The 18,017-nt window shown below is 34.0% G+C and carries 16 protein-coding genes and 1 pseudogene; 14 read left to right on the top strand and 3 right to left on the bottom strand.

What is annotated here, in order from left to right:
- Positions 1-18 precede the first annotated feature (18 nt).
- The 10 genes from H6W52_RS11105 (at position 19) to H6W52_RS11060 (ending at position 13,316) form a co-directional block, all read left to right on the top strand.
- A complete protein-coding gene (locus H6W52_RS11105; protein WP_116098593.1) occupies positions 19-5,958 on the top strand; it encodes an alpha-2-macroglobulin family protein in 5,940 nt (1,979 codons plus the stop codon).
- Between the two features lie 129 nt (positions 5,959-6,087).
- Positions 6,088-6,573 (top strand): ecotin, encoded by a 486-nt coding sequence (locus H6W52_RS11100; RefSeq protein WP_116098594.1) that lies wholly within the window; start codon positions 6,088-6,090, stop codon positions 6,571-6,573.
- A 66-nt stretch (positions 6,574-6,639) separates the two neighbouring features.
- Complete coding sequence (locus tag H6W52_RS11095; RefSeq protein WP_116098595.1) at positions 6,640-8,109, top strand: hypothetical protein; 1,470 nt, start codon at positions 6,640-6,642, stop codon at positions 8,107-8,109.
- A gap of 272 nt (positions 8,110-8,381) precedes the next feature.
- Positions 8,382-8,837 (top strand): DUF1569 domain-containing protein, encoded by a 456-nt coding sequence (locus tag H6W52_RS11090; protein ID WP_087706241.1) that lies wholly within the window; start codon positions 8,382-8,384, stop codon positions 8,835-8,837.
- Positions 8,838-8,852: 15 nt separating this feature from the next.
- Positions 8,853-9,323 carry a hypothetical protein gene (locus H6W52_RS11085; protein ID WP_116098597.1) on the top strand — a complete coding sequence of 157 codons (471 nt, stop codon included), beginning with the start codon at positions 8,853-8,855 and terminating at the stop codon, positions 9,321-9,323.
- Between the two features lie 5 nt (positions 9,324-9,328).
- A complete protein-coding gene (locus H6W52_RS11080) occupies positions 9,329-9,733 on the top strand; it encodes a hypothetical protein (RefSeq protein ID WP_116098598.1) in 405 nt (134 codons plus the stop codon).
- Complete coding sequence (locus H6W52_RS11075; RefSeq protein ID WP_116098599.1) at positions 9,730-10,101, top strand: VOC family protein; 372 nt, start codon at positions 9,730-9,732, stop codon at positions 10,099-10,101. Before H6W52_RS11080 ends, H6W52_RS11075 begins: the two co-directional genes overlap by 4 nt.
- Positions 10,102-10,754: 653 nt before the next feature.
- Positions 10,755-11,204, top strand: a complete 450-nt coding sequence (locus H6W52_RS11070) for a VOC family protein (protein WP_076394435.1) — start codon at positions 10,755-10,757, stop codon at positions 11,202-11,204.
- 392 nt (positions 11,205-11,596) lie between these two features.
- Positions 11,597-12,274, top strand: coding sequence for a DUF2490 domain-containing protein (locus H6W52_RS11065; RefSeq protein ID WP_116098600.1), 678 nt, complete (start codon positions 11,597-11,599; stop codon positions 12,272-12,274).
- A gap of 64 nt (positions 12,275-12,338) precedes the next feature.
- Positions 12,339-13,316, top strand: a complete 978-nt coding sequence (locus H6W52_RS11060) for a bestrophin family protein (protein ID WP_116098601.1) — start codon at positions 12,339-12,341, stop codon at positions 13,314-13,316.
- Between the two features lie 249 nt (positions 13,317-13,565).
- Here H6W52_RS11060 and H6W52_RS11055 read toward each other — a convergent pair whose 3' ends face one another.
- Genes H6W52_RS11055 through H6W52_RS11045 form a run of 3 tightly spaced genes read right to left on the bottom strand, consistent with a single transcriptional unit; the run spans position 13,566 to position 15,426 of the window.
- A complete protein-coding gene (locus H6W52_RS11055; RefSeq protein ID WP_123891973.1) occupies positions 13,566-14,312 on the bottom strand; it encodes a hypothetical protein in 747 nt (248 codons plus the stop codon).
- Between the two features lie 11 nt (positions 14,313-14,323).
- Positions 14,324-15,121, bottom strand: a complete 798-nt coding sequence (locus tag H6W52_RS11050) for a hypothetical protein (RefSeq protein ID WP_123891974.1) — start codon at positions 15,119-15,121, stop codon at positions 14,324-14,326.
- A gap of 11 nt (positions 15,122-15,132) precedes the next feature.
- A complete protein-coding gene (locus H6W52_RS11045; protein WP_116098604.1) occupies positions 15,133-15,426 on the bottom strand; it encodes a hypothetical protein in 294 nt (97 codons plus the stop codon).
- Positions 15,427-15,623: 197 nt separating this feature from the next.
- On the opposite strand from H6W52_RS11045, the pseudogene H6W52_RS11040 reads away from it, so the two are divergent.
- The 4 genes and pseudogenes from H6W52_RS11040 to H6W52_RS11025 form a co-directional block, all read left to right on the top strand.
- Positions 15,624-15,986, top strand: a pseudogene (locus H6W52_RS11040) (helix-turn-helix domain-containing protein); the annotation flags it as partial.
- 102 nt (positions 15,987-16,088) lie between these two features.
- Positions 16,089-16,514: an SRPBCC domain-containing protein gene (locus H6W52_RS11035; RefSeq protein WP_116098606.1), complete on the top strand. Its 426-nt coding sequence runs from the start codon at positions 16,089-16,091 to the stop codon at positions 16,512-16,514.
- Between the two features lie 28 nt (positions 16,515-16,542).
- On the top strand, positions 16,543-16,926 hold the full coding sequence (locus H6W52_RS11030; RefSeq protein WP_308196698.1) for a VOC family protein: 384 nt from the start codon (positions 16,543-16,545) through the stop codon (positions 16,924-16,926).
- 36 nt (positions 16,927-16,962) lie between these two features.
- Positions 16,963-17,985: a glutaminyl-peptide cyclotransferase gene (locus H6W52_RS11025; RefSeq protein WP_116098608.1), complete on the top strand. Its 1,023-nt coding sequence runs from the start codon at positions 16,963-16,965 to the stop codon at positions 17,983-17,985.
- The last annotated feature ends 32 nt before the right edge of the window (positions 17,986-18,017 follow it).

Here is an 18,017-nt window from a genome sequence, read left to right as displayed (position 1 = left end):
TTATCAAAAATAACATATATGAAAAGATTTTCCAAGATTTTTATGCTTTTGCTTCTCCTGCTGAATTTTTCGGGGATTTCCGCCCAGAAATATTATGAAGAGCAATGGAAAAAAATATCAGCAAATTCCCAGAAAGGAGCGTATAAATCTAATCTTCCCATCATTTCAGAAATACAGAAACAGGCGATGAAAGATAACAATACTTTACAGCTTATCCAGTCTTTAAAGGCAGAATTCAGTATCGTAAACCAAACACAGGACGATGAAAAGAACGATTCCGTAAGCAGGCTTTTCAAAAAACTGAGTGAGGTAGAAAAACAACTGAAAGACGATGACAGGATATTATTTGAAGTTCTGTTGAATGGTTTTTTCCTCGATTATTACAACCAACATTCCTGGGAGATCGAACAGCGTACCAATATCAATTCTCAGGATCTCTCGCAGATCGAGACATGGAGCAAGCTTGATTTTAAAAATTATCTGAATAAAAAATATCAGGAATTTGATCTGCAAAAAGATAAAATGAGAAAAATTTCCCTAATCAAATATGAGAAGGCTTTTTCATACAACGATTACATTTCCTATTTCCCGACTTTATGGGACTGGTATTCGACCAAAAAGATCGAATTTCTTTCTGATAATGTTCTATTTACCAAAAATGAACTTACGGAAAATCAGATAAAGATTAATGCGATCTATGATGATCTGATAGCGCAGAATTCGGGCAATCCCAAATTGTATTTCATGCATAAAAAATTGCAGGCCAACTGTAATCTCACACTGTGTAAAGATCGTCTGACTCAGCTTCAAAACCTTTTGAAAACCGAAACGGAAGGCGATTATAAAGTTCTGATCATGGAAGATGTAATGGAACAGTTGCTTTCCCAAAAAAAGGAAAAAGAAGCTCTTGCAATTGCGGATCAGGCAAAAACGATGTATCCCAAATCTCCTTTTATTGATAATATTAAAAATAAAGAAAATCAGATACTGAATCCGTTTCTGAATATTAAATATGAACAGCAGACCCAAAGCAATAAGCCGATTCATTTTGTGGCAGAGTATAAAAATGTTTCCGCTTTTTCCATTACGATTTACGAAGTAAAAGAGGATCTCACTACTTTCTTGCAGTACGCCAAAAACTCGTATTCTACTAAATTTAATAAGATTAAAAAAAATCTGGTTAGGAAAGAAGCTTATAAACTGGATGATCCGAAAGATTTTAAGAATCATAAAACGTCCTTAGAAATACAATCTCTTCCGTCGGGAATTTATCTTGCCGAATACAACGTTGCCGGAATCAGCGACAATGAAACCGAAGCGGAAAAAGACTTTTATTTTCTGGTTTCGGATAACAGAATTATTTATCAGTCAAAAACAGGCAGAAATCAGTTATCCAATCAATTAAAATTAGTGAACAGTGAAAACGGACAACCTGTTATTAACGAAAATCTTACGTTTTATGAATTTGTTTCCAATAATAATTTAACCAAAATAAACGGTAAAACAGATAATAACGGTATTTTCAGATTTCCTGCGACAAAAAACAATGATTATTACAGAACATTCCTGATCCGACAGCCAAAAACCAATGATGTGCAGATCATGGAAGTCTATGGAGAAAGGGGGTACAATAGTGATGCGAACAAAGAAACAAAACAAAGCAAGGTACAGATTTTCACAGACCGGGCAATTTACAGACCGGGACAGACGGTTTATTTTAAAGTCATTAATACACAGCGTGATAAAGACATAGAATCTATAGTTGCCGGATTAAAACAGAAAATTACATTAACCGACACCAATGGACAGGAAGTTTCTTCGCAGACATTTACCACCAATGAATTCGGTTCTTATCACGGAAGTTTTGTGCTTCCGAAAGGGAAACTGAACGGAACTTTTTATCTGAGAACAGATGGAAATGACGGGTATAAAAATTTCAGAGTGGAGGAATATAAAAGACCGAAATTTGAAGTGACTTTTGATCCTGTAAAAGATGAGTACAAATACGGACAAACCATAGAGCTGAAAGGGAAAGCCATGATGTTTTCCGGAGTCGCTTTAAGCAATACAACCGTTAATTATGAAATTAAAAAACGAAATATCCGCTGGAGATATTTTTCGTGGTATCCGCAAAATGATGATGATCATGAAAACTCAGTTTTGGGTGAAGCAAAAACCAATGAAAAAGGAGAGTTTATCATTAAAATTGATCCTAAAAAAGACGAAAATGTAGAAGGAATTCAGATTGATAATTATGAAATCAATGCATCCGTTACAGATATCAACGGCGAGACACAGACTGCAGATACCCAGTTGAAAGTGGCTTCCGTTTCTCATTATATTCAGGCTGAAGAAATAAAGAATGTTTTTTCTGATGAAAATGTAAAACTGAATGTTGAAACAAAAAATTATAACGAACAGCTTCTTAAAAAATCGTATCAGGTAAAATTATCAAAACTGGTGTCTCCGGACAGAATTTTTAGACAGAATTTCAAATCTGAAGTTCAGGATTTACCAAAATTCTCAAAAGAAGAATTCATCAGCAGATTTCCGCATGATTTTTACGATAAAAAGGACGAGCCTAAAAACTGGAAATCAACCGTAATTCTTGAGAAAACACAACAGCCAATAACTAACGACCAACAATTATCAACCAATCTGGACTTAGGAAAACTGGAAGCCGGAGATTATCAGTTGGAACTGTATAATATTGAAGGAAAAGATACGATAAAAACGCTGCAGAATTTCAGTGTTTGGGACAAAAAAACACTTAAAACCGATCAAAAAACTTTCCTGACGGTTGTACAGTCCAAAAAAGAACTGAAAAGAGGAGAAAAAGTTGCATTTACGGTTTATTCTTCGATTCCGAACGCTCTTCTGAATATTTTTGTACAGAATGGTTCCGGAAAAACGGTTTCTGAAGTTTTGCCTTTTAAAAACGGAATGCTGGAATATACAGCAGATATTCCAAAAGATAAAGATATACGAATTTTGAATGTACAGTTTCAGGTAGTTGCCTTTAATGACGTTCAGACAGAATCTGTAAATCTGGATATAGATGATACTGACAAGTCTTTAACGATTGAAACCCTTACTTTCAGAGATAAAATTCAGCCGAATTCAAAAGAAAAATGGTCTGTAAAAATTTCAGGAAATGAGAAAGAGAAAATTAACGCTGAAGTTTTAGCGAATATGTACGATATGTCTTTGGATAAATTTGCTGTTAATCGATATGACTGGTACACTTTATATGCACCGTTTATAAGTACAGTATCATACGATGTGAGAGTGTATCTGCGACAAAAATATTATCAGAAAAGATTGGATTATTTTTCGGGAGAACAGGTTGAGGTTCCTGTTTTTGACTGGTTTGACGAAAGTATATTATGGATGTATAACAAAAGTAACCTTTTAGAAACCAGAACAGGAATGGTTAATGTAGAAGGTGTAAAAGCAGCGGCATATACACCGCCACCTCCGCCGCCAACTAAAGGCGCAAGAAAAGATGTTGCAATGAAAGTGGCAATTTCAGAAGATAAAATGGAGATAATTCAAAATGTTGTTCCTGAACCTTTAAAAGCACCTAAAATAGAAACACCTCCGCCAACGGAAACTATTTTAACCCAAGTTCCCATTCGCCAAAACCTAAACGAAACCGCATTTTTCTACCCGGATTTGAGAACCGATTCCGAAGGCAATGTAAGCTTCGAATTCACTTCTCCTGAAGCATTGACAAAATGGAAACTGATGTTTTTGGCACATACCAAAGACGCAAAAGCAGGAACACTGGAAAAAGAAGTTGTAACGCAGAAAGAATTTTCGGTAACGCCAAACTACCCAAGATTTTTAAGAGAAGGAGATGAACTGAATCTCCAGTCCAAACTATCGAACTTAACGAACAAAAAATTAAACGGTTCGGCAAGCTTACAGATTCTGGATGCATTTACCAATGAAGATATTTCGGCTCAATTTGGTTTAAATTCAGACATTCAGAACTTTGAATTAAATGAAAACGGAAACTCCGCTTTGACATGGAAAATAAAAGTTCCGGATAATGTTTCATCCATTATTTTAAAAGTGGTGGCAAAAGCAGGACAATATTCCGATGGAGAACAGAAAGCCATTGCGGTTTTACCCAACAGAATGCTCGTAACAGACGCGGTTCCTGTTTTTGTAAAAGAAGGCGAAACCAAAACATTTGAACTGGAAAACCTTAAAAATGCGACTTCAACCACGATTTCCAATGTCTCCAATACGCTGGAACTTACGACCAACCCAATCTGGGAAATTATGTTTGCGCTTCCAAGCCTTAAAAATGACCAGAACAATTCAGCGGATGTTGTATTTAACAAATGGTTTGCCGATGTTTTGGCATCAGAAATCTTTAAAGCCAATCCAAAGCTGAAAACTGTTTTCGAAGAATACCAGAATAAAGGATTATTGATTTCCAATATTGAAAAAAATCAGGAACTGAAACAGTTGCTTTTGGAAGAAACACCGTGGGTTCTGGAAAGCAAAAATGAAGAAGAACAAATGTCGAAACTGGCTTTGCTGTTCGATGTCAATTCAATGAAAAACTCCATTCAGCAGGATTGGGAAGATTTAGAGAAACTGCAGAATCCGGATGGAGGATTTTCGTGGTATAAAGGTTATCCGAGTTCATATTCCACATCATTGTACATTCTTAAAAATTTAGGAAAAATCAATTTTTGGCTGAAAGATAACATAAAAGATTACCAAAGTACTGAACAGAATGAAATGGTTTCCAACCTGATCAAATACGTAGATAATGAAATTGAAAAATACACTTCGACTTCGCTCAGTGCGGGAAAAGAAAATGTAATCAATAACTGGACTTTAGACTATCTCGACACCCGAAATTACTGGGAAAAGCAGTATCCGTTAAAAGGAAAAGGAGCCACTTTAAAATCCTTGGTAAAACAGAAAGTAAAAACGATGAAAATTACAGATTTTACCTTCTTCGGACTGCATCGTGCCGCTTTACTGATGAATGATTATGGTGTAAAAGAAGTTTCAGATAAACTTTTAAATTACCTGAAAGAAACTTCCATAGATTCAAAAACGCAGGGTGTTTACTGGAAACAGAATCTTGATGACTGGGGTTGGTTCAGCTCGAAAGTGGTGAATCATGCAGGAGCATTGGAAGCATTTAATAAACTGAAAACCAACGATCAGCAATTCATTGAAGATTTGAAAATCTGGCTGATTACGCAGAAAGAAGCGAATTCATGGGGGAACTCAAGAGGAACTTCAGAAGTTATTTTTACGATTTTAAATTCAGGAAAATCATGGACGACCGCGGAAAGCGATAAAGCAACGATTGTTTGGGGCGGAAAAGAACTTCAGCCACAGACTCAGGCAACAGGTTATGTGAAATCTACCGTGAAATCGGATGTTTTAGATAAAAATTTAGCCACAGTTACGGTAACAAAACCGGGCGCAGGAATTGTACAGGGAGGTTTGTTCTGGCAATATTACGAAGATCTGGATAAGATCAAATCTTCCGAGAATTACCTGTCCGTCACCAAAGAACTGTACAGAAAAGTAAAAACCGTGAATGGAGAAGAATTGCAGAAAATCACTCCGGAAACTCCGTTAAAAGTAGGCGATAAAGTGACGGTACGAATGATTTTAAATACTGACCGACCGATGGAATTCATCCACATCAAAGACATGAGAGCAGCAGGATTTGAGCCTTTGGATGTACTTTCAGGGTATCAGTGGAAGAATAATTTAGGATATTATCGGTCGACCAAAGATGCTTCCACGAATTTCTATATTGAACAGATGCCGAAAGGAAAGTATGTTTTCGAATACGATTACGTCGCCAATGCATCCGGAATATTCTCAAACGGAATTACCACAATTCAGAATTATTACGCTCCGCAGATGAATGCGCATACGAAGGGAGATGTGGTTGAAATTAAAAGCAACTAAATAATAAAATCACCGCAAATCCTAGGATTTGCGGTGATTTTTTAATGATAATGATTATTAAAGTTAAACGTTTGTTTAATTTGGAACAGTTTTTGACCTGAATAAACTTATAAAATAAATACAAAACTTATGAGATTTTCAAAAACAATTATTTCAGGATTGATGCTCTTTGCAGCAGTGAATACCTTTGCACAAAAGAAAACAGAAAAATTCGAGAAGTTACAGATCGAAATGTTCCCAAAAGCGAAAGAAGGTTTTAAGCAGGTTTATATTCAGCTTCCGGTTGCCAAAAATGAAAACGATCTTAAAGTGGAATTTTTTGTAGGAACAGAAAAAATGCTGGACTGTAACAAACATTTTTTAATAGGAAAAATCAATACGCAGGATCTTCAGGGATGGGGTTATAATTATTACGAAGTAGAATCCAAAGGAGAAACCGGAGGAACTTTAATGGCTTGTCCGGATCAGAAACTTACTAAAAAATTTGTTTATCTTCAGCCGGAAACTGTACGATACAACAGCAAATTACCATTGGTTTTCTACATTCCGAAAGATATGGAAGTTCATTACAGGGTTCTTCGTCCCGATGCGATGAAGAAAGCTGTTCAGAGATAAATTAAAATATATATAAAGTCACTTTTTATGAAGTGGCTTTTTTTTATCTTTGAAAAAAGAAGAATAATGTATACGATATTGGATTTAGAAAGCCGGTTCTCAAAACAAAAGATCAACAAGGCAAAAAAACTACTGATAAGGGAATTTGAAGAAGAGAAAAAAAATCATTTCATTTGTTTTGTTGATGATGAAAATGAATCTTATGACGCTAGAATTGTATTAAATCCGAAATCCGAAATTACAGAATCTTCATGTGATTGCGAAAGCAAAGATTTTTGTCTGCATCTTTTGGCAATGGGACTTTTCATGTCAGAAAATAAATCGGGAAAAATAAGTTCTCAAAAAACGACAAAGAAAAAGGTTTCTGAAGCTGAAATAGCTATGGAAAATCTGAATGCAGAAGAATTGAAAAACTGGTTGCTGTTGTTTTTTAAGAAGAATAAAGAAGCAGAAGTTCTGTTTATGATGGACTTTGGAGAAAAGAAAAAGTCTTTTTCGGATGAGGAAATTTCTGAAATCATAAAAAATACCAGCAATTCTGTTGCCGGGAAAAAAAGAAATCTTACAGCACAGGATGTAAAAAAAATAGTTGATCTTCTTACAAAAGCTTTAGAACCTGTAGAACAGTATCTTTTTCAGAATAATGATAAGCAGGAAAGTATTGATAAATTTATGGTTATTAATGATGAACTCACCAAATATCAGATGAAGGTTTCTTTCTCAAGCACGAGGTTTGATACTTTTCATGAAAAGCTAAGAGAAAGATTTGTCGCTCATCTCAATGCTATAAAAGATTTTGAGTATTGGAAAGAAATTGCAACCAAAAACTGGAATGTCTTTCTGAAAGGCAAAGATTCTATACGTTTTCATTTTTATTATTTCATTAAAGAAATGTATCATTCCGGTGATCGTCTTCAAAAACTGCATATTGCCGAGTTGATAAGGCAGGAAATTTTGTTTTGGATTAAAAATAAGTTTAATTTAAAAGTTTCTTTTAGAGAAGATCTGTTGGAAATTGTTGCCGAAAATAATTTTTTTGAAGAACTGCAACAATACTTTCCTGTGGATCGTTATGAGAACAGCTACAATCTAAAAGTGATTGAAGAAATTTTAAAGATTGATGAAGATAAGGCAGAAAAAGTTTGTAAAGCAGTTATCAAAACAAATACAAATGAAAAATACAATCTTCCTTATTATAATGTGCTTGAAAAAATCTATCAGAAAAGAAACAGCATCAAAGATTTGGCATATATTAAAAGAATGAAGTTTTGGGAAGACCCGTCTATTGAAAACTATATCTTTATTGCAGAAAATGATGAAGATACTGAGGCTTTAAAAAAATTAAGAAACAGAATTTTGTCAGGTTTAAGAGGATCTTTTTACAGCTATCCGGAAAACACGGAGCTTTACTTTGCTATTATGGATTATGAAAAGAACTATAAAAAAATGCTCGATGTTATCAATCGTGATGTTCCGACTTCAATCATAAATAATACGCTGAAAAGATGTTTCTTACAAATAAGCGGAGTTTTTTAAGTTCAGCAAACTCACGAACAGAATGGAACGGTTCTGAAGAGGAAGAAAATATTCTGGCAGATTTTTTAGTTTCGAAATATGACAGCGCTCAATTGGAAGAATTTTTTTCTAAAAGGTTTTTTGGTTTTGGAGCCGATCGGTTTTCTAAAATTGTTATAAATAAAATTAAAAAATAGAATCTAAGGAAGAATTTACTAATCATTCTGTACTTAGTTTTAAAGAGTGTAAGTAAAAAACTGATATATTTGTTTTTTTTAACAATTAAATAAGCTATGGAAAACGTTTTTGATGCTAAAGATGCTCAGAATTACATTGATAGGATAAATAATCTTACGCCTGAAACCAAAGGATTGTGGGGGAAAATGTCAGTAGATCAGATGTTGGCGCATTGTAACGTGTCTTACGAAATGGTTTACGAACCGGAAAAACATAAAAAACCGGGAGCTATTGCAAAATTCATCCTTAAATCGTTCGTGAAATCTAAAGTGGTGGGAGAGAAAGCGTATCCTCAGAACGGGCCGACTGCACCGCAATTTATTATTTCGGATCATAAAAACTTTGAAGAAGAGAAAAAAAGGCTCATCGGTTTTATCCAGAAAACACAGCAATTGGGAGCTTCTGCTTTTGACGGGAAAGAATCTTTTTCTTTCGGAAAACTGAAAGCACAGGAATGGAATAATATGTTTGCAAAACATCTCAACCATCATCTTGCACAATTCGGCGTTTAAAAAAACATAAACAATATGAAAAAACTTTTATTACTTTTTGTACTTCTTTCCAATTTCATCTTTGCACAGATGCCCGATATATCCAATGTCTGGCTGAATAACAGCAAAGCGTACACAGGAACCATCGGAAACAAAAATCAGCAGATTAAGCTGAAAATCAATATTTCCGAGCAGAATAAAAAAAACGATCAGGAATATTTCGTTTCAGGCTACACTTTGGTTGATAAAACCTATGCTAAATTCGAAGGAAAATTCATCATTGTCAAATATAAGGATGCCCAAAAAAGAGGAACCGTTTTCGGGGAATACGAACTGGCGGAAGAAAACAAAGGAAAACATTCCGGAATTCTGAAAGGTAAATTCATCTATACTTTTAAATGGAATAAAGATGCTGAAAAAGTGGAATCCCAGTATATCGAACTGATCGGTGACTGGAAGAGCTACGACGGAACGCTTGATTTTAAAACAAGAATTAATAATCAGTAATCATCATGTTAAGAAGAATTTTAGCGGTAATCGCAGGAATGATCGCCGGATCCATCGGAGTCTGGCTGATGGAAAGACTCGGTCATGCGCTGTATCCTTTTCCGGCGGGTTTAAGACCGGATGATCTGGAAGGTTTCAGAGCGTATGTGGAAAATTTACCGTTTATGGGAAAATTTATCGTGATTCTCGGTTACGCTTTGGGAGCTTTGCTCGCAGGATTTATTTCCACTAAAGTTGCCAACAACCGAAAACCAACTTCTGCAATCATCTGTGGAGTTATTTTCACTTTTTTTACCATTTACAATATGGTGATGCTTCCGACTCCTTTCTGGTTCTGGGTTTTGGGAATTGCAGTATGGGGATTGGTTTTGGCAGGATACAAATTGGCATTAAACAATAAACAAGTATGAATTTAGGTGCTTTTTCAATCAGTCTCAGTGTAAAAGATCTTCAGAAGTCTAAAGATTTTTACGAAAAATTAGGCTTCAGTCAGATGGCGGGAAATCTCGATCACAACTATCTTATCATGAAAAGCGGTGACCATATTATTGGTCTTTTTCAGGCAATGTTCGATGGGAATATGCTTACTTTCAATCCGGGATGGGATCAGAATGCGCAGAATCTTGATTCTTTCGACGATGTTCGGAAAATCCAGCAAAGATTAAAAGAACAAGGGTTGGAATTACAGAAGGAAGCCGATGAAAACACTTCCGGTCCTGAACATATTTACCTGAAAGATCCGGACGGAAACATGATCCTGATCGATCAGCACAGATAAGGTTTTACTCTTTTTATAACCTCACAAAAGAGCAGAATCAAAGGTTTTTAATAACTGAATTGTTCTTTTTATCAGGTTTAAAAATCATTTTAAACTCATTTTAAATTTAACCGCAAAAGGGACAAAAGACTTTATTGTATTTAAAGTATTTCAAAAGTCTGCAAAGAGAAAAAATCTTTGATTTTTTTAACTTACGTGCTCTTTTTTCTATTTGACTATTAAACTTAAAAAACTAAAGTGTCAAAATCTTTTGTGGTAAAAAAGCTTAGACAAATTAATCAAAAGAGACAAAAGACTTTATTGGATTTAAAGTATTTCAAAAGTCTGCAAAGAAAAAAAATCTTTGATTTTTTTAACTTATGTGCTCTTTTTTCCATTTAACTATAAAACTTAATTGAATATCCGTTAAACAACCTATTACTATGCAATGATATGAAAATCAATCATCTATAATAGGCACTTCGACAAGCTCAGTGTGACATCTCTAATACTAAATGCTTGATTTCTAGCGATGTCAAGCTGAGCCTGTCGAAGCTCTAGGTTAATAAACGGACAATCAATAAACTTAAAAAACTAAAGTGTCAAAATCTTTTGTGGTAAAAAAGCTTAGACAAGTTAAAAATTAAAACTAAACTATAAAAAAAGACACATCTATGGCAACAGTAAACGTTTACTTAACATTTAACGGAAATTGCAGACAAGCATTCGATTTCTACAAATCTGTTTTCGGCGGAGAATATCCTTACATCGGAACATTCGGAGAAATGCCTCCAATGGAAGGTCAGGAAACAAAAGAAGAAGACAGAGACAAGATTATGCACGTTTCGCTTCCGATTTCTAAAGAAACGATTTTAATGGGAAGTGATGCAGGTTGCGATCACGCTGCTCATCTGGTGATGGGAAATAACTTTTCAATTTCCATTAATGCAGAATCCAGAGAAGAAGCGGACAAATTATTCGCGGGACTTTCCGAAGGCGGAAAGGTTACCATGCCCATGTCCGATACATTTTGGGGTGCTTACTTCGGAATGTTTGCCGATCAATTCGGGATCAACTGGATGGTAAATTACGACGATCCGGCAAAAATGCAGCAACATCCTTAGAATGATAGTAGAATCTTAAAACTGACGAATTTTTGTCAGTTTTTTTATCTCCTATTCGTAAAATCAACATAACTTCTACAGGCTCATTTTATAATTATCGACATTTTTTCATTTTAAACTAATTTAAGAATTAACCACAAAAGGCACAAAAGACAATGTTAAAGCGAATTTCATTGATAATCAAAGCGCTCAAAAGAATAAAAATCAAAGATTTTTAAAAACTATTGTGAACTTTTACATTTATAATGATCAGCTTTAAATAAAAGTTTAGTCATCTTTTGTGACTTTTACGGGTAAATAAAAAGTTGGGGCAGCATAAAATATGCAGTTTGTTATTATTGATTTAAAATATTAAATTTGTTGAAAACGATAGATAATAGTAATATAATTGTATGAGAAATATTTTAAAAAAGACTGTTTTGGGAATTTTTACGTTGGGAGCAACTTTTTCACAGGCTCAGAAAAGCGATTTGGGAGCTTGGTATATGTATTTCGGGAATAATAAAATCAGCAAAAAACTGAATTTCCACAACGAAATTCAGTACAGAAATTTCGACGGAATAGGAGACTTGGAGCAACTGTTAATCCGTACCGGAATCGGCTACGATCTTACGGAAAACAATAACAATGTTTTGTTGGGATACGGTTTTATTCTGAGTCAGCCTTACGTGAAAGGAGAAAAAACAGAAAATATAGAGCACAGGATTTTTCAGCAGTATATTACAAGGCAGAAATTCGGACGTTTTAATATTCAGCATCGTTACCGTCTGGAAGAACGATTTCTGGAAGATGATTTCAGGATGAGGTTCCGTTATTTTTTAGGATTTAATATTCCGATCAATAACAAGGAAATGCTGCCCAAAACATTCTACGCATCGGCTTATAATGAAATTTTTCTTCATTTTGACAGTCCTGTTTTCGACAGAAACAGAGTCTACGGCGCTTTAGGATATGTCATTAATAAAAATATGAGAATTGAAGCGGGATACATGAATCAGATTCAGGAAAACAGAAACCGCGGACAGATCCAGATCGGATTTTACAACAACATTCCGTTCATCAAAAACTAAAAATGAATTGTATATTTAAATTCAGAAATTCATTTTAAACATTTAAACTAAAAATAAAACACTTATGCACGCAGGAAAAAGATTTGGAGCCATAGAATTTATACTCTGGACCAAGAGAAGCATCATTATTTTAGCTGTTTTGTCGGCAATTCCTACCACGATGTATTTTTTAGGATGGAAGTTTATTTCCTTTCCTTGGCAGCCGATTGCCATCATGGGAACAGCAGTGGCATTCATCGTAGGATTCAAAAACAATGCAAGTTACAGCCGTCTTTGGGAAGCAAGGCAAATTTACGGAGCCATTATTAACGACAGCCGGAGTTTCGGATGTATTCTGCGAGATTCTTTGCGCGGGAAAAATTCTCAGAAAGTAAAAACGATGTTCGAACGTCATTATGCGTGGCTTACTGCTCTTCGTTTTCAGCTTCGTGAGCCGAGAGCCTGGGAAAATATGAATACGCCTCAGTTTGACGAATATGCCAGAAATTATGAAGTTTCAGAAAGAATTTCAAAACTGGATGATGAACTGAAGTATATTTTAAGCAAAAAGAACAGAGCAACACAATTAATGGCTTTTCAGAGTAAAGAATTGTCTGAAGCCTATGCAAATGGTGAAATCAATGATTTTCAGTGGACGCAGATCAATCAGCAGTTGGTGAAATTTACAGACAATCAGGGAAAAGCAGAGAGAATTAAAAATTTTCCCTATCCGAGAAATTTTTCGTCTATAACCACGTATCTTTTGTTGCTGTTTATCATCTTCGTACCTTTCGGACTTCTGAAAGAATTTGATAAATTAGGAGAAGGAACTTCTTTTGAAGGTTTTACAATATGGTTTAATATTCCTTTCTCGCTTTTGGTAACGTGGTGTTTTCATACGCTGGATAATGTGGGAGAGGCTTCCGTAAATCCTTTTGAGGGAAGCGCAAATGATGTTCCGATCACGCAGATCAGCCGAACCATTGAAATTGACATGAGAGATATGCTGGACGAAACCCATCTTCCTCCTGCCATTGTTCCTAAGAATAATATTGTGTTGTAAGAGCATTTTTAAAGATTAATTTACTAAAATCTTAAATGGTAAGGTGAATTGAATATCTCATTAAGTCTTTTTACGTTCCGTTTAAGTCTTATTGCATTCTGTTTAGGTGTTTTTACCAAAGTTTTAAGTCTTTCAGTGAAATTTTTAGATGTTTTGGCAAAAATTTCACCTTTTTTTATTAAAAATTTAGCAAAAAAAATCAGAAAGTTATATAGACCTTCTGATTTTTTGTTTTTGAGAGAATCAAAATTATTGCAGGATTTTAAGTTTATATTGAAGTGAAGGGAAATTGATGAAAGTCCATTTCTGGGTATAATCTGACTTCATAAATTCTTTAGTTTCCGAATTACAATTCAAATTTATAACCTTTTTAGCCAAAGTAATTTCTTTATCTCGTATGTAAAAAAGAATAAAAAATCCGTTTTCAGGATATACAATCGCCTTTGGTAATACAATTTCAAAAGATCCGGTCTCTATATCACTAATATTTTTTTCAAACTTTAAAAGTTCGGCATCATCTTTAGGAAAACCGTTTTTATTTTCATAAATGAATATTTCTAATATACCATTTTCTAATAATATTTTTCTTGGGAAAACGGTTATGGATTTCAAATAGGATTTTTTGTTAAAATGGTTTGGAATAAAAACAGCTTTCTTTATATTAGAAAATATAGAGCAAACATACCTCGACTTCTTTTTATTCTTTACAGATATTTCTTCTCTACTATTATTTACAATATTAACAGCTTCAATTTCCTGAACCTTATCAAATAAGATCATAGTGTCTTTTTCTAAGGTAAAATCATATATCTTGTTTTCATACAATATTTTATCATTAGATTTATACTGATACTTTTGAAAATTATTTTTATTGAGTAAAACTTTATGTGAGGAATTTACAATAAATACAGAATCAATTTGTTTACCATCAGAAAATCGGATGATTGTTTGAGTTTTGTAAAAAACCAAAGAGAATAAAATAATAGTAAAAAGCAACCGTGTTTTAATTATTGTAGGATTTTAAGTTTATATAAAATACCTTGTGATTCATCTTTTTTCCATCCTCCATAATATGTGGGATTATAATAATATACATTTGATTCTTTTGTTGTCTTAAAACTTAAAGCAAAAACATTATTTTTATTGTATTGAAAATGAAAAACGATAAAAAAACCATTCTTAGGGTATTTTATTATTCTTGGAAATGTTATAAGCCAAGTTCCCGTTTTTATCCTTTTCACATCTTCATCAAATGATAAGATGGGATTTTTTTCATCAGGATCACCATTAATATTTGGTAAAATTTCTATCTTCATCTTCCCAGACTCTAAGACCTCTTTATTCTTCATCACAGGAAAAACTGATATTGATTTTACATATGTAACTTTATATTCGGTATTAATCTGTACAGAAGTCCCCATCTGATAATTAGAATTTAGAGCATAAAAAAAGTTTTGCTGATTTGTCTTTTTTACAGTTTTTTCTGTTTTATTATTAAAGTTTAAAATTTCTACTTCTTCAAGCTCTTTTACTTTGTCAAAAACAACAAGTGTGTCGTTATTCACTGCAAAATCAACGACTTTATTATTATATAATATCTGAGTCCCTTCTTTAAACTGAAAATTTTTTAGATTCGATGAAGTAAGAAACTCATTTTTTTTATCATTTTTTATTACAATTGATTCTACAGTTTTACCGTCCGAAAATCGGATAATTGTTTGAGCCTTGAAATATGTAATATAGAAAAGTAAGGAAAAGGATAAAATTCCTTTTCCTAACATAGTTATAATTTCTTTTTTTTTCAATTCAACTTTATTTAATTAACAAGAAGTACAGCCAGTAGGTATCTCACAATGTGGCATACCAGTTTGAGTTTGAGTTGTTGTTTGCACTCCTTCCATAATATATAATATTCAACTTCATACGTAACGGTATAAGTTGGGCTTCCATCTATTGCATGACCACTTTGAACACAAGTTTGGACTCCTACAATTTGGCTTCCCCAAAATCTTCTTTCCGTTTCGGAGGATGTACTGTTTCCATCCGTTGCAGAAGCTAATGTAAACACAGATGCTAAAGCTAAAGCACCAATCAAAATTTTCTTTTTCATGTAATTGAATTTTTAAAGTTAATAAATATTTTTAAAAAAGTGATTGTTTTTAAATCACGTTGCCAAGATATAATCTTTTCCCTTTCTGTACAACAACCGGCAGTTATAAAATCGATAACCGTTGGTTATAATTTTAAAAAACATTACTTTAGCATTTAAATCTTGAATGTATGAGTTTATAAACAAAGCTTCGAAAGCTAAGAGAACAGAAAGGCTGGTCGCAAATGGATATCGCACATCAGCTTGATATTTCCCAGCCTGCTTATAATAAATGGGAAACAGGGCAAGCTAAACCCACTTTGCAAAACCTTCAGAAAATTGCAGAAATTTTTGAAGTGGATTTCTTTGATTTGATTCAGGAACAAATGCCAAGTATAGATTTTTCAAATTCAACGTTTGAAAGCAATTCGAATAGTCCTATTTTTGTTATTGAATCAACAAATAATACAATTAGTTATGATTCACCTGAATTGATTACTAAAATTTTAGAAAATCAGGAGCAAATGGCAAAAATAATAGAAAATCAAAGTAAGCTTATCGAAAGTTTGTTAAAAAAATAATTTCAGAAAGTTTAAATACCATAAACCTCTGAGGTTTTATAAATAACAAATAGTCTTACTTTCTTTCATCATTTTTGCATTCAAACATTAAAAAACAGAAATATGAGTCAACCAATTATTGTAGAGCAGAAAATAAATGCTCCGGTTTATAAAGTCTGGAGAGCATTAACCGATAAAACTGAAATGCAGTCGTGGTATTTCGATATTTTTGATTTTGAACTGCAAACCGGCAAAATATTCAACTTTTATGAACCGGGGGAAGAGAAAAAGTATCATCATCAGGGAGAAATTTTAGAAATTGTTCCCAATGAAAAACTGAAATATTCCTGGGCTTATCCCGAATTTTCCGATAAAAAAACAACCGTAACCTGGGAATTGAAACCCGATGAAAACGGAACTTTAGTAAAGCTTATTCACGAAGATATTGACCATTTTAACGATTTAGGTGACCATTTTTCACGGGAATCTTTCACGGAAGGCTGGAACGGAATTTTGAAGGAAAGTTTGAAACCCTATCTGGAAAGCTGATCTCAATTCGTGAATTAAAATATAAATGATGGCAAAATTCAATTCCCTTCGTTCCGTTTTATGGACAGAACGATTCGATGAAACAATCGGTTTTTATACGCAGATTCTTGGTTTTACCTTACAGGAAAGAAATTATGATTGGCAATGGGCTTCTTTACAGAAAGATGAGGTAGAGATCATGCTCACTAAACCGAATCAGCATGAGAAATTCAACGGAATAGGGTTTACAGGTTCGTTTTATTTTAACGTAGAAAATGCAGATGAATTATGGGACGAACTGAAAGACAAAACGAAAATCTGCTACGAAATAGAAACGTTCGACTGGGAAATGAGGGAATTTGCGATCTATGATAACAACGGTTACATATTACAATTTGGTCAAGATCTTCATGAAATTAGTTCAGAGGAATAAATTTTGCTAATTTTGGGGAAATTATTTTAGAAATCAATGAAAAAAAATATAATAGCAGGTTTTGCAGCGATTTTGTTGTTGGCTTCATGTAAAGATGATAAAAAAGTACTGGATTCTTTGGCAGATTACAACAACTCGATGATGGAAAAAGGATACCATTTCGGAGATAAACTGGATTTGCCGAAAGAGGTAACCGAAGATGCAGAAACCATTTCGATCAGTTTTGGAGATAAAGAAACATCTGGTCTTACGATAGATCCTAAATTCTTTACATTAGGCGACAATGCTGTTACTTTTAATATCAAAACAAAAGGCGGCGAAACATTAACGCAGGATGCGACCATTAATGTTTTTGCCAAAAATCCTGAGCAGAAAATCAATTACGAAATCATCGCCGAATATCCTCACGATCCGAAAAATTTCGTGCAGGGTTTCCAGATTGAAGGCAACACGATTTATGAAAGCGACGGACAGAACGGTTCTTCGCAGATTTTAAAATATACGTTAGGAACCACAACGCCTTTGGCTTCAACCAAACAGCCACAGGAAGACTTTTCTGAAGGAAGCACCATTGTTGGCGATAAAGTCTATCAGTTAACATGGCAGAGCAAAAAAGGATATATTTACGATAAAAGCTCTTTAAAATTAATCAAAGAATTTGCCTATCCGAATGTTTTGGGTGAAGGTTGGGGATTAACCTACGATGGTAAAAACCTAATTGCTTCAGATGGAAGTAAATTATTGTATTTCCTAGATCCGAACAATCCTTCAAAAATGATAAAATACATTGCCGTTGCGGGAAGTTCTCAGGCTTACGATCAGTTGAATGAGCTGGAATTCCATAACGGATTTATTTACGCCAATGTTTGGCAGAAACCGATCATTCTGAAAATTAATCCTGCGAACGGAGAAGTGGTAGGAACTTTTGATTTTACAGAAATTGCCAAGCAAAATACCAAAGGAAGCGACGATGTACTGAACGGAATTGCCTTTAAAGGAGATAATATGTTGGTAACCGGTAAAAACTGGTCTAAAATTTATGAAGTAGCGATCAAATAAATTTTGATGTCTTCTGTCTTGGTAATGAAAAT

Source organism: Chryseobacterium sp. C2(2020), from assembly GCF_014218915.1.
GTDB lineage: Bacteria > Bacteroidota > Bacteroidia > Flavobacteriales > Weeksellaceae > Chryseobacterium > Chryseobacterium mucoviscidosis.
Note: the sequence above shows the minus strand (reverse complement) of the source record. Positions and strands in the feature narration are given on the sequence as shown.

Coding starts and splice junctions, on each gene's coding strand:
- H6W52_RS11105 (WP_116098593.1), top strand. CDS start 19: ATGAAAAGATTTTCCAAGATTTTTATGCTTTTGCTTCTCCTGCTGAAT.
- H6W52_RS11100 (WP_116098594.1), top strand. CDS start 6,088: ATGAGATTTTCAAAAACAATTATTTCAGGATTGATGCTCTTTGCAGCA.
- H6W52_RS11095 (WP_116098595.1), top strand. CDS start 6,640: ATGTATACGATATTGGATTTAGAAAGCCGGTTCTCAAAACAAAAGATC.
- H6W52_RS11090 (WP_087706241.1), top strand. CDS start 8,382: ATGGAAAACGTTTTTGATGCTAAAGATGCTCAGAATTACATTGATAGG.
- H6W52_RS11085 (WP_116098597.1), top strand. CDS start 8,853: ATGAAAAAACTTTTATTACTTTTTGTACTTCTTTCCAATTTCATCTTT.
- H6W52_RS11080 (WP_116098598.1), top strand. CDS start 9,329: ATGTTAAGAAGAATTTTAGCGGTAATCGCAGGAATGATCGCCGGATCC.
- H6W52_RS11075 (WP_116098599.1), top strand. CDS start 9,730: ATGAATTTAGGTGCTTTTTCAATCAGTCTCAGTGTAAAAGATCTTCAG.
- H6W52_RS11070 (WP_076394435.1), top strand. CDS start 10,755: ATGGCAACAGTAAACGTTTACTTAACATTTAACGGAAATTGCAGACAA.
- H6W52_RS11065 (WP_116098600.1), top strand. CDS start 11,597: ATGAGAAATATTTTAAAAAAGACTGTTTTGGGAATTTTTACGTTGGGA.
- H6W52_RS11060 (WP_116098601.1), top strand. CDS start 12,339: ATGCACGCAGGAAAAAGATTTGGAGCCATAGAATTTATACTCTGGACC.
- H6W52_RS11045 (WP_116098604.1), bottom strand. CDS start 15,426: ATGAAAAAGAAAATTTTGATTGGTGCTTTAGCTTTAGCATCTGTGTTT.
- H6W52_RS11035 (WP_116098606.1), top strand. CDS start 16,089: ATGAGTCAACCAATTATTGTAGAGCAGAAAATAAATGCTCCGGTTTAT.
- H6W52_RS11030 (WP_308196698.1), top strand. CDS start 16,543: ATGGCAAAATTCAATTCCCTTCGTTCCGTTTTATGGACAGAACGATTC.
- H6W52_RS11025 (WP_116098608.1), top strand. CDS start 16,963: ATGAAAAAAAATATAATAGCAGGTTTTGCAGCGATTTTGTTGTTGGCT.